Origin of the sequence: Nostoc sp. 2RC (genome assembly GCF_014222165.1) — a bacterium.
In the GTDB taxonomy this organism is placed as follows: domain Bacteria; phylum Cyanobacteriota; class Cyanobacteriia; order Cyanobacteriales; family Nostocaceae; genus Nostoc; species Nostoc linckia.
The window spans coordinates 1-12,985 of record NZ_JACKZU010000228.1 but is presented as its reverse complement, the minus strand read 5'-3'; the positions used below and the strand labels follow the sequence as shown (position 1 = coordinate 12,985).

The 12,985-nt window shown below is 40.7% G+C and carries 9 protein-coding genes; 6 read left to right on the top strand and 3 right to left on the bottom strand.

Going from position 1 to position 12,985, the window contains the following annotated elements; genetic code table 11:
- Positions 1 to 21 precede the first annotated feature (21 nt).
- Positions 22 to 843, top strand: coding sequence for a sulfurtransferase (locus tag GNE10_RS22685; RefSeq protein WP_185567097.1), 822 nt, complete (start codon positions 22 to 24; stop codon positions 841 to 843).
- Positions 844 to 1,109: 266 nt separating this feature from the next.
- On the opposite strand, the gene GNE10_RS22680 is transcribed toward GNE10_RS22685, so the two are convergent.
- On the bottom strand, positions 1,110 to 2,573 hold the full coding sequence (locus GNE10_RS22680) for a hypothetical protein (protein ID WP_185567096.1): 1,464 nt from the start codon (positions 2,571 to 2,573) through the stop codon (positions 1,110 to 1,112).
- Positions 2,574 to 3,707: 1,134 nt separating this feature from the next.
- Between GNE10_RS22680 and GNE10_RS22675 the strand changes: the two genes are divergently transcribed.
- The 4 genes from GNE10_RS22675 (at position 3,708) to GNE10_RS22660 (ending at position 9,294) form a co-directional block, all read left to right on the top strand.
- A complete protein-coding gene (locus GNE10_RS22675; protein WP_185567095.1) occupies positions 3,708 to 5,075 on the top strand; it encodes a FecR domain-containing protein in 1,368 nt (455 codons plus the stop codon).
- A 532-nt stretch (positions 5,076 to 5,607) separates the two neighbouring features.
- The gene (gene gor / locus GNE10_RS22670; protein WP_099067365.1) at positions 5,608 to 6,984 is read left to right on the top strand and encodes a glutathione-disulfide reductase; all 1,377 of its coding nucleotides are present in this window, start codon (positions 5,608 to 5,610) and stop codon (positions 6,982 to 6,984) included.
- Between the two features lie 341 nt (positions 6,985 to 7,325).
- On the top strand, positions 7,326 to 7,961 hold the full coding sequence (locus tag GNE10_RS22665) for a YqiA/YcfP family alpha/beta fold hydrolase (protein ID WP_185567094.1): 636 nt from the start codon (positions 7,326 to 7,328) through the stop codon (positions 7,959 to 7,961).
- Between the two features lie 184 nt (positions 7,962 to 8,145).
- On the top strand, positions 8,146 to 9,294 hold the full coding sequence (locus GNE10_RS22660; protein ID WP_185567093.1) for a histidinol-phosphate transaminase: 1,149 nt from the start codon (positions 8,146 to 8,148) through the stop codon (positions 9,292 to 9,294).
- A gap of 4 nt (positions 9,295 to 9,298) precedes the next feature.
- Here the strand turns inward: GNE10_RS22660 and GNE10_RS22655 are convergent, their stop codons facing one another.
- Together GNE10_RS22655 and GNE10_RS22650 are read right to left on the bottom strand one after the other, a co-directional pair.
- Positions 9,299 to 9,853 (bottom strand): hypothetical protein, encoded by a 555-nt coding sequence (locus tag GNE10_RS22655; protein WP_099067362.1) that lies wholly within the window; start codon positions 9,851 to 9,853, stop codon positions 9,299 to 9,301.
- A 1,055-nt stretch (positions 9,854 to 10,908) separates the two neighbouring features.
- Entirely contained in the window at positions 10,909 to 11,541 is a 633-nt protein-coding gene (locus GNE10_RS22650; protein WP_185567092.1) for a GNAT family N-acetyltransferase, read from the bottom strand.
- A gap of 743 nt (positions 11,542 to 12,284) precedes the next feature.
- On the opposite strand from GNE10_RS22650, the gene GNE10_RS22645 reads away from it, so the two are divergent.
- Positions 12,285 to 12,985 (top strand): response regulator (locus GNE10_RS22645; RefSeq protein WP_260447008.1); only part of this gene is annotated, 701 nt, incomplete at its 3' end.

Here is a 12,985-nt window from a genome sequence, read left to right as displayed (position 1 = left end):
TCCCCCATCTCCCCATCCCCCATGCCCAATTCAAAAACAGTTGTTTCCCCACCTTGGTTGTTTGAGCATCTGGAAGATCCACAAGTGGTCATTGTGGATTGTCGTTTTTCTCTAGCAAATTCACAACTAGGAAAACAACAGTATCAAACAAGTCATATTAAAGGTTCATATTACTTAGATTTGAATCAGGATCTTTCCAGTCCAGTGGCTAAGCATGGCGGGAGACATCCTTTACCCGATCCTAATGATATCGCTAACAAATTTGCAGCAATTGGGATCAATTACCAAGAAAGCTTGGTTGTAGCTTATGATGATTCGCGCTTTGCCTTTGCAGCTCGTTTGTGGTGGCTGTTGCGCTATCTAGGACACGAACAAGTAGCAGTACTCGATGGAGGTTTTAGCGGCTGGCAAAAAGCTGGTTATCCTGTCACAGATGTTATTTCTCAGCCGCGAATGGGGAAGTTTGTACCTCAACTACAAACAGAAAAAGTTGTAGATATTACAGCAGTAAAAAGCCGCAAAGATAGACCAGATGTAGTGTTAGTAGATTCCAGAGAAAGCGATCGCTACCGAGGTGAACGAGAACCAATTGATAAAATTGCCGGACATATTCCTGGTGCAGTCAACTATCCTTGGCAAGAAGTTACAGATTCTTCAGGTTACCTACTTCCTGAAGCAGAACAACGCCGTCACTGGGAGAACCTAGAAACAGCCAAAGAAATCTTAGTTTATTGCGGTTCCGGCGTTACCGCTTGTGTGAATTTACTTTCTCTAGAATTAGCTGGCATCAACAAAGGTAAACTTTATGCTGGTAGCTGGAGTGATTGGATTTCTTATTTATAGTTAGGAGTGAGGAGTTATAAGTTAAGAATTAAAACTTCTAACTCCCGACTCCCAACTCTCAACTCGTAACTCCTAACTCCCAACTTCTAACTCCCGACTCCCAACTCTCAACTCGTAACTCCTAACTCCCAACTTCTAACTCCCGACTCCCAACTCCCGACTCCCAACTCTCAACTCGTAACTCCTAACTCCTAACTCCTAACTCCTAACTCCCAACTCCCAACTCCCAACTCCCAACTCCCAACTGCTAACTCTCCTCACTTTTTTCAAAACCGACCTAGTTGCAAATTGTAATTGATACTGAAGAACCAGCCATCGAAATCAATGTTTTGGGCGGTTGAATTTCCTAAGGTAACACCAGTCTGGAAGTTCATACTGCTAACATCGGATATTCGATAATTTAAGTGTGCAAATAGTCTGTGAAATAGGTCTTCTCGATCGCGCTGTGTAAAGTCAGAAAAGTTGACTTGATAGTCGATACCAACTTGCAGAGGCTTTTGCAAGTAATAGTTTAGAGAAAACCAAAAAGAATTTATGATGCGGCTGCGGCTTAGAGGATCGGCAAAATTGACACTCAATTCGTAGAAGCTATCTAACACCAATTTTGAGGTTAAGGGATCTCGCCGTCCGAAAGACATTTTCACGGCATTTTCATTTAAAAAGCGATCGCCTGCTTTGAAGCTATTGGGGCGATCGCTGTTGTTGGCATAAAATAACTGCTGATTGCTAAAACTGATTTCTCCATACATTCGCGGCGATAGCTGTTGGTAAAGACTCAGATTAAATCTCAGCTGGTTGTAATGAAATTGCGACTGATCTAAATAACGAATGATATTGCCATCAATTGAACCGTTTAAATAAGTTTTAGATCCTATGGGGAAATATGCAGAGGCTAGTGTCAGCCCAGAAATAATTAAACCATCTTCTGTGGGATCGTTTTTTGAGGAAAAAATATTAGTGGTCTGAAAGTAACCGACACGTGCCTTGAGATAGCCGACGGGTTTAAATTTAGGTACAGGCTGCGGCGGTAGTGGCTGTTGTTCTAGGGGTTGTAACCGCACGCGCAATCCCAATTCGCGATCGCTATCAGACTCAGGTGGCTGTTTTGGCTGTTGCAGCAGCTTTCTCAATCTTTCTAGTTTTTGTGAACGTTCGATCTCAGGTAGATTCAACAATTGCTGTGTTGAGTCTGGAGGAGATATGGGCAAATTACTTGGCTGAGATTCTAGCTGTGGTGAATCATTTTGTTCTGGAGTATCCCCTGGTTCTGGATTTGGTGTTGGTTGCGCTTGTGTAACTTGTGGTGTTTCCTGTGCCAAATCTAACGGTGTCTGCAAATTCAAACTTTGGGACTCACTAAAGTGCTTGCACAACAAGTTAATTGTGTCTTGTTCTAAATCCTCGCATGACCCATCAGTTAGCTGTGTAGTTGCTAAAGATGCAATTTTTGAACTGGGAATTGGGGATTGATACCCTAACCAAATCTTCAAAGATTTTCTTTCCCGATACCCACTACCCAGTAACCGTTCCTGTGGTGGCAATTCTTTCCCTAGTTGCTGTGTTGTTAGCGTAGCGTCTCCTGAAGAAGTACCAGAAGAATGAATGCGACCCATTGATGCTAAATCATGATTTGGAGATTCTGCTGCATCGACTCTGATGCAAAACCAGCTACCAACTGTGGAAGCTAACAAAATCCAAAAAAATAAATTTTTCCAGTTCTTGAATCGCATCTCATTCGATTGCGTTAAGGACGTTTGGCAAATGTAGACCCAATACTTGTCGGTTAAGGGGGAAAGGGAAAGAAAAAACCTTTAACCCTTACCCTTTAACCTTTTCCCCAAACCAAATTCCAGTTTAAAATCCAAAACCTGAGCAGTATTGAATGTAGACCTAGAAGCTGTATCATCAGTTCCTATTCAAAAATACAATTGAGTGCATGTAGTTCAGCTTTTTAGGTATATACTGATATCTACCAACTCAAATTACTCTTTTTCGGATTTACTCCCAGATTTTTTTGCCATAATCATCTGTTGTGATACCAGTTTCCCTTAATTGTTGTTTAATAACATAGACAGCAACTAATAAAACTAAGTTACAAAATGTAAACATCTCTGAAACCCTTACTCATGAAAAATGACAAATGATGACTATCAAGAATTAATTTTCATAGTGCTGACTTAACTTACCGTTCTTCTATCACATTTAAACTTCTAGTTTCTCTAAGTTATCTACTGTACCATTTACAGTAAATATCAACAAATTTAATACTGCCTTAGGCTCTCTTAACTTGAAGAGAATCGAGCAAAAGATTGATGGCAGTTTCTCATAATATTTTTCTTATGAGGGTAATAGAAGAACGGCAATCAAGTATAACCAGCGATTTAGATCTTAATAGCTATCTAACAACTTCACAGTTGATTGAGATAATGAGTAACGATTCTTTTTGTCAAAAGATATCTGAAATCTTGTTGATGTTGTATTCAACATTTATTTCTGTCCGTAAATTCACATTTACCAAAAAAAAATTTAGATCTTGCTTACTCTTTTTTCGTCAAATGTGGATTAATGTGTCGAAAATATTCAAGAATTTTCCCAAAATATCTTTGACATCATTGTTCGTTTAATTGTTGATATTGAAACTCACCATTTAAATTAACTCTAGGCTTGATTGCATAACGAGGTAAGTTTTAGAATCAAAACTTAAATAAACTAAACACATACTTATTAGTTATTTATTTTATTTGTCAAATGTAGACTGAATTGCAAATAAATTTACCCAAAACAGATGGCTATCTATCAGAATTAGCTGCATCTTAAAGCATTAGTGTATTTGGTATTACTTGAAGTTTAAAAGTTATCAAATTATGTTTAATAGATCCTTACCACTGTTAGTAATTAGTTTATGGGGAATTGCCGCACTGCCTTTACCAGAACGTGCAAGTGCTGTAACTCCTTTAACACGAGCTGAGATTCAGAACCTCCGTAACTTAGTACAACTAATACCCAGAAACAAACTCAAGAAGCGTCCTGCACAAAAATCAGATGCAATGATCCCTGGGGATGGGTTGTCAACTGGTCGAGCTTCTCTAGCAGACTTGCGGTTTAACGACGGCTCACTAGCAAGAGTAGGGGAACAGGCTATTTTTCAATTTTTACCTAGAACTCGCAGCTTTAGACTGTCAAACGGAACAGCATTATTACTGATACCACCAGGCAGGGGACAAACACGTATACAAACCCCCAGTGCAGCAGCCGCGATTCGTGGTTCAGCATTATTTGTACGCTACGACCAGCAAACAGACACCACAGTTGTAGGTGCCCTGACAAACAGCGGTATTGAAGTTTCTAACAAGGAAGCTTCTCAAACTAAAGTACTCCAAGCAGGACAGCTGATAGTCATAGTTAAAGGCAAATTTCAGGGTTTATACGATTTCGATCTGAGAAATTTTTATGAAACTAGTGATTTAGTACGGGGATTGGATTTAAATAAGCAAAGTGCTACACCTAATATAGACCCAGCTATGGCCAGCGTTCAAGCTGAAACGGCCGCGGCTTTACAAGCACAGTCGCCAATAACAGGTAGTGGAGTAGTTGAAAACCCATCTTTCTTAGAGTTAACTAGTAGCCCTTCAAATGAAACAACTAACAATGCTGTGACAAATAATTCTCCAATAGCTCCCACAGCAGATGAATCTCCAGTAAACTCCTTCGAGGAAACAGGGCAAATACTCTCAAATACTGAGCAGCAGACTACAGGCACTAACAACACAACTGTGCCGAATAATAATGTTTCTGTTGATTCTAGTGAAACCACAACCAGACCTCAAAATCCCACAGTCCAACCACCAGTTGTTGATTCAGGAACGCCAACCAACCCGGTAGGTGGTGGGTCGGGAACACCAACTGACCCAGTAGGTGGTGGTTCGGGAACACCAACTGACCCGGTAGGTGGTGGTTCGGGAACACCAACTGACCCAGTAGGTGGCGGTTCGGGAACGCCAACTGACCCGGTAGGTGGCGGGTCGGGAACGCCAACTGACCCGGTAGGTGGCGGGTCGGGAACGCCAACTGACCCGGTAGGTGGCGGCACGGTAACACCAACTGACCCAGGAGATGGCGGCACGGTAACACCAACTGACCCAGGAGATGGCGGTTCAGGAACGCCAACTGACCCAGGAGATGGCGACCCGGTAACGCCAACTGACCCAGGAGATGTCCCAGAAACAACCTGAGTATGCTTTCTTTGCTAGGACTTACGCAAAAACCTGCGGCATCCCACACTGCAACTTCTCTCCGTATTCTTTGCGTGCTGTGTATTAAGCTGCAACAAGCCGCTTTATATTTACAATTTTCAGTTACCTGTGCGTAAGTCCTGTTCTCAACTCGGCTTTTCCAATGGAATAAAAGCATATAGCAGTCCTAAATCATTTGTGAAATTTTGCTGCTGTTGACCGTTAACTGTTAACAGTTGACAGTGAACATTCAACAGTCAACGACCACTACTAAAATTTTTCACAACTCAAATAGGATTGCTATATATTTATACTTAAAATTTGAATATATTGATAATAAATCTTAACTATTGCCTCTACTATCATCAAAGCAAAAAGTAATATTCCCTACGACCAGAGAGCATCTGCTAACGCTAGATTAAATCAAGGGCGAGACTTAAACACGGCTTAACGGATATCCTTATATAGTTCAATCAAATTCTGTGTGTAAGTTCTTAGGAACTAACTTGTTGCTAGAGAGATATAAAAATTTATGGCTTTTGATTACGACCTGTTTGTCATTGGTGCGGGTTCTGGGGGTTTAGCTGCTTCCAAACGGGCGGCTAGCTTCGGGGCAAAAGTGGCGATCGCCGAATATGATTTAGTTGGGGGAACTTGTGTAATTCGTGGTTGTGTTCCCAAAAAACTCATGGTCTATGGCTCTCACTTTCCTGCACTCTTCAGTGACGCCGCAGGCTATGGCTGGAAAGTGGGTAACGCCGAATTAAATTGGGAACATTTTATTACATCCATAGATAAAGAAGTTCGTCGATTGTCCCAAGTACATATCAGCCTTTTAGAAAAAGCAGGAGTAGAACTAATTCTTGGTCGTGCCACATTGGTAGATCCTCACACGGTAGAAGTTGATGGACGCAAAATTACAGCGGACAAAATCTTAATTGCTGTTGGCGGTCGTCCCATCAAACCAGATTTGCCAGGAATGGAGCATGGCATTACTTCTAACGAAATCTTTCACCTCAAAGAACAACCAAAACACATTGCCATTATTGGCGCTGGTTACATTGGCACAGAATTTGCGTGTATTATGCGCGGTTTGGGTTCTGAAGTGACCCAAATTGTCAGAGGTGAAAAGATTTTGAAGGGGTTTGATGAAGATATCCGTGCTGACATTCAAGAAGGTATGAAGCAGCACGGAATTCAGCTAATTAACGATCGCGTGGTAGAAAAAGTTGAACGCGTCCCTGAAGGAGTGAAACTGACTTTATCAGGGGAAGATCTAGAGCCAGTCATTGCTGATGTATTTTTAATCGCCACTGGCCGGACTCCAAACGTAGATGGACTGGGTTTAGAAAATGCTGGCGTTGATGTTGTCCCCAGTACCATAGAAGGGCCGGGATACAGCAGCACAAATGCGATCGCAGTCAATGAATATAGCCAAACTAGTCAACCGAATATCTTTGCTGTTGGTGATGTCACAGACCGAATTAATTTAACTCCCGTAGCAATTGGTGAGGGTCGCGCCTTTGCTGAAAGTGAATTCGGAAATAGTCGCCGAGCCTTCAATCACCAAAATGTGCCCACAGCAGTATTTTCCACCCCAGAAGCCTCAACAGTAGGCTGGACAGAAGCAGAAGCCAGGGAGAAACTCGGTGAAGCCGTAAAAATTTATCGCGCTCGCTTCCGCCCCATGTACCACAGTTTGACTGGCAAGCAAGAAAAGACAATGATGAAATTAGTAGTTGATAGCAACACTGATAAAGTCTTAGGCGCTCACATGGTGGGTGAAAACGCTGCTGAAATTATCCAAGGTGTGGCGATCGCTGTCAACATGGGCGCAACCAAAAAAGACTTTGACGCCACTGTTGCCATACATCCCTCAGTAGCTGAAGAATTTGTCACAATGCGGTAATCAAAGTTAAGAGTTAGGAGTTTTATGAGTTAGGAGTTTTATGAGTTAGGAGTTATGAGTTATGAGTTAGGAGTTTTATGAGTTAGGAATTATGAGTTAGGAGTTATGAGTTATGAGTTAGGAATTATGAGTTATGAGTTATGAGTTTTATGAGTTGAATAAAGAAACTCATAAATGAAAACTTAAAATTTCTCACTCCAAACTCCTTACTCCAAACTCCTCACTTCTAACTCCTCACCCCTAACTCCTCACTCCTCACTCCTTATTCCAAACTCCTCACTCCAAACTCCTCACTCCAAACTCCTAACTCCAAACTCCTCACTCCTAAACTATCTACAGCTTTGCAATACATATATCTTCACGGTTTTGCTTCCAGTCCAAAATCTGCTAAAGCTCGCTACTTTGCCGATCGCTTTAGCGAAATTCACACAGAACTGAAAATTCCCGATTTGAATGCTGGGGATTTTTCCCATTTGACAATCAGCCGTCAAATCGCTCAAGTTGCAGCAGAATTACCCCAGGGTTCTACACCAGTAACGATTATTGGCTCAAGTTTGGGTGGTTTGACTGCTACCCACTTAGCACAGCAATATTTACAAATACAACGCTTAGTCTTGTTGGCACCAGCTTTCGGTCTTTTATCTCATTGGTTACCAAAATTAACAAATGAGGAAATACAGCGTTGGCAGCAAGAAAAATATTTTATGGTGTATCACTATGAGGAAGGGCGATTGCTTCCCTTAAATTACAATTTTGTCACCGATACAGCACAATACCAAGAAGAAATTTTGCAACGTCCCATTTCCACGCTAATTTTGCATGGAAAGAACGATGAAGTCATTCCTATTGAAGCTAGTCGTGACTTTGAGCGATCGCGTCCTTGGGTGGAGTTAGTCGAACTCGACAGCGACCACGCTTTAGGTAATGTTATGCAAGAAATGTGGCAAGCAATTCGCCTCTTCTGCCAATTACCTTAAATTTGTCAAATCTTTTACATTTGATTGTATTTAACTACTTATATTTTTCAGTAAGTACTACTAAACTCATAGTTCTCAAGAGACTACATTCATCTATCGTCAAGAACGATTAGGTGAAATTATTTATTTTGTGGACAGTATTGATTTAAGATCCAAAATCTAAAATCTAAAATCCAAAATCTATATGCTTCCCTTCATTCGACCAGATTTAGCACAGTTTACAGCCTACAAACCCCACCCTAGCAGCGATACGGCTGCATCAGTGCCCACACAGTTCGATCGCCTCGACACAAATGAAAGCCCTTATGATTTACCACCCCAGTTAAAAGAAAAGTTAGCTTGGACATATCAGCAAGAAATTGAAACAAATCGTTATCCTGATGGTGGACATGAGGCACTTAAAAGTGCGATCGCTGAATATGTTAATGAGTCAGCTGGTGTCTCGTCATCTTTGTTTAACGCTGCTAATATTTCTGTGGGCAATGGTTCAGATGAGCTAATCCGTTCTTTATTAATCGCCACTTGTCTAGGAGGAGGAGGTTCAATTCTTGTTGCCAATCCCACTTTCTCAATGTACGGAATTTTGGCACAAACTTTAGGCATTCCTGTAGTGGGAGTGGGTAGAAATGAAAGCAATTTTGAAATTGACTTAAAAGCCGCCCAATCAGCCATCGAACAAACTCAAAACCCTGCAATTCGTGTAGTTTTCGTAGTGCATCCCAATTCGCCAACTGCCAACAGTCTAACTACGGCAGAGTTGCTATGGTTAAAGAGTTTGCCGGAAGATATTTTGGTAGTGATTGATGAAGCTTACTTTGAATTTAGTCAAACTAGTCTAGTCAGTGAATTACCACAGCACCCCAATTGGGTGATTTTACGCACTTTTTCTAAAGCTTTTCGATTGGCATCTCTTCGCATCGGCTATTGCATTGCTCATCCAGAAGCGATCGCCATTTTAGAAAAAATCCGCTTACCCTACAATCTTCCCAGCTTTTCCATCGCAGCAGCTTTAATCGCTTTACAAAATCGCACACTCTTACTTGAGTCAATTGGGCAAATCTTAACAGAACGAGCCAAACTCATTGAAGCTTTATCTCAGCAACCAGAACTACAAATCACACCCAGTGCTGCCAACTTTATTTACCTGCGTCTCAAACCAAATAGTTCACACTCACAAGACGCTACTTTAAAAAGTTTGCATCACAAACTCAGAACACTGGGCACTCTTGTGCGACATATTAGTGGTGGATTGCGAATTACTGTAGGGACAAGTGAGGAAAATGCCCGTACTATTAATCGAGTACAAGCCTCTTTGGCAAATTTAAAACTTTAACAAATCACTCAATAAATCTACCATCAACTTCACTGCCCAAACGGCGTACCACTCCCACTGTTTGTGGCAGCACACCCACTAAAAGAGCAAAGGCTACATCCGGAAGAAGAGAGACTATTTCCGGTGGAAAGTACTGTTCAAATTGATCGAGAATTTTTTGGACTCGCTGGGCAGGCAACGGATTTTCTGTAATTTGTTTGATCAATCTAATCCACTGTCGCCTAATCAAGTAAGCTTTCTGACGTTCTTCATTAGATTCTGGAGTTAACAAAGACAGATTACCTATTGGCAGTACCCCTTGGCAATCAAAATCGTAGTCTCCACCCACAGCAGCCCCAGGGCCAGCAAACTCTGCATGGTAACGTTTAAACAGTATTAATCCGTTTCGCCTGCGACTATTGACGATGAAAACCTGTCCACTGTGCAAACTTGTAAGGATCTCCGAGCCTTGCGGTTGCTCAGTTCCATCTGGCATGACAAGATAGTCGGGGCAACTAGTTTCAGGGTAATAAGTTGATACCATAGCGGGCTGATAGCGGCGATGCTGTTCGCTATCCATGTTTTTTAAACTTTCAAAGAATTTAGTAGTAGTATGCACTTCAATAAGCAACCAGCTGTTATATCAAATGAGATTTTTCATCTTTTCATTAACAGTCTTGCGGTCAATTTATCTAGGATAGGAATAAATAGACATTATTCACTAATTGAGTGTTTATATTTTATGAGATACCAGTAGATTTGTCTCCAGATTATAATAGTGTTTTTTTAAAGTTTTTATAAAGATGAATATCTTAATTACAAAGTTATTATGAGGAATTGAGAATCTTTTTAGATTCGATGTATAAGTATCTCTATTATAGTCTATTTCTTTTTTGAGAAAAAACATATTTAAATTTTATTAATTAAAATAACAAAATACAAAAGATAAATTTTTCTAAATGAGATACTTCTAGAAATTAAAACTACCATTTGTAATTTTAATCATACTTGAAAGAAAAATATATTTCAAAATTGTCCCAAGCTAGATATTAATTTCAAAAAAATCACCGATGGATTCCTATATCTGCCTTTGATCTGGTTTTGAAACGATAAATCGGTATCAAAAAACCAATTTATGTTAAGAAATATTAATCGAGCTAAAACCCTGTTTAATTGTTTCTTACGGCCTTTTGCCCTCTGGGTTGAGCAGTTGCTGATTTTGGAAACCAAAAAGACAGTAATGCTTTACCTCCTGCCCGATCTTGACGATAAATATTCACTACAATCTACTTATCTTCGCTTATTTTCAAGGTTTGAGATGAAGTTAATTTATCCTGAGATTGCCAGCATTACTAAGAGGATGTTGGATGAGTGTCAATAATTTTGCCTTGATGTACAGCCAAAGCCTTGGTGGTTAGGACATTAACAGACAAGAAAACTCAGACATCAAAAAACTTTTGACGCAGTCCCCAGTCACCAGTCCCTTGCTATATAATCTAACTTTATTTGGTAGATACTATTTTCTATTCTCTCAAAGCAAGAAGACGGTGTTGCCAAGGACTTTCCCAACAACCTCTAGAATTTGTTCAAAGCGATCGCAACATTCAAAATTATAGATAGATGCTCGAAGAAAATTTAGAGAATAGAGTCAGCACTTAAGTCTTTATGCAATAACATCTGGCTCGAACGTCTCAACAAAAATGTATGCCAATTCGATTCAACTTTATGTACCCGATATCCCAGCTTGAAATAAAGCTGCCTTGCCTGGTGGTTATTTTCTAGAACGTGGAGATATAAGTCTTTAAATCCCCATTCTTGAGAGATTTTTTCACAGCGATTTAGTAACCCTGACGCTACGCCATGCCTACGATAATTTGGGTGAACCGCCAAGTTGGATAAATAAGGAAAACCCAAGCCCTCTTGACTCCAGGAATCGCTATAACGCACACCAAGTTCTACAGTACCTACTAAGTTACTAGCAGCACCAGTAGTATAATCCAAAGCAACTAAACAAATATGACGAGGCGCAGGTGATACTATGCGATGTCTCAAGTCTTCGTAAATACCCAGACGTAACAAAGGAAAAGTCCATCCCCACATACCTTTTTGTGAGTGAAAACTTTCAGCAATAATTTGGGCAACACTGACTAAATCAGCAGGTGTAGCCATACGAATTTGGAAATGATGAGAAGTTGGATGGATTGGCTGTTGGTGGTAAGAGTGAAAAAACCGATATTTCAAGGCTACTTTAGTATTGATTTTATTCAAAGAAAATTTTTCAAAAATTTTAAAACAGTCTTTAAAGCAATAGAAGGCCGGGGACTGCCAGAGAACAGGGGATAAGGCAGATGAACAAGACGTGAAAAACAGCTCTGATACTATCTCCGTGTCGTATGAAGTTCTCAATGTAACTAAAGATTGCAGAGTATTCCCATAACTTCTTTCCCTGATGCTTAATTTTAATTCGCAGTACCCAACACCACAAATCCCTAATTCTACTTCTTAACCACCAGCACTTGTCTTTATGATAGTTCTGATTGCTAAATTGGAAAGAGGCATTTGTCTAATAGTATACTTTGGCTTTAAATCTTTTTGTTTTAATATTATTGGCTCTACCATGACTACCATAAATAAAATTTACCTGCAAGTGTTAGTACAACTGCTGTGCGGGGAAAACTTAATATGCAGCTTCATCTGGATTTTTCAGCTAGCCATGAGTGCTGTATGTAGTATCAGAGATTGCTCATTGGAGGTGAAAGAACATTTGGCAAGCAAGTATAGACTCCATCACACTAAAACAGACTATAAAATCAATTACTCTGTACTAGAGCAAACAGTAATCGATATCAGTCATTGAGATAAATCACTGTGAGTAAACGCTCCCAAACTCAGCAGTCATGTAGCCAAACAGCCTTATTGGTCGAAATGCTCTGCTCTTACCTGACTCAGAAAAATCCTCATCCCATCAGATTATTCTTTATCCGACTGCCGTTGCAGCAGGAAAGCGGTGCATGAAATCCCAAGCAAACAGTAAGCCTAAAATTTTGGTTGTTGATGATGAACCAGACAACCTTGATTTGCTCTACCGCACTTTCTATCGTGACTATAAGGTGCTAAGAGCAACCTCTGGCCCTGCGGCACTTGATTTGCTGGCTCAAGAAGGAGAGGTCGCGGTGATCATCTCTGACCAGCGGATGCCGATGATGAGCGGTACAGAATTTTTGAGCCTGACAGCAACTCAATACCCAGATATTATCCGGATTATTTTAACTGGCTACACCGATGTCGAAGACCTGGTGGAAGCAATCAACGCTGGTAAGGTTTTCAAATATGTTACTAAACCGTGGGAAGCAGAGGAACTTAAAGGAGTTGTACGCCAAGCTTTAGATACCCACAATGTCCTCAAAGCCCGTACCCGCGAACTTACCCGCACACTCAGGCGAGAATCACTGCTGAATACAGTCACAAATACAATTCGCAGTGCATTAGACTATCGACAAATTTTGCAGGCAATTGTAGATTCAGTGGGTCAGATGTTGGAGGTGGATGTCTGTTTGTTGCGTCCCTTCCAAGATGAACAGTTGGCAGATAAAGGATTTATCTATCAAAAGCCTCCGGAAGAAAAAAGTGATGAGGATACACTGATACAAGGACACAAAGACAAGCAGAGCAATGTTCCTATTGTCCCCCCATCTCCCCATCTCCCCATCTC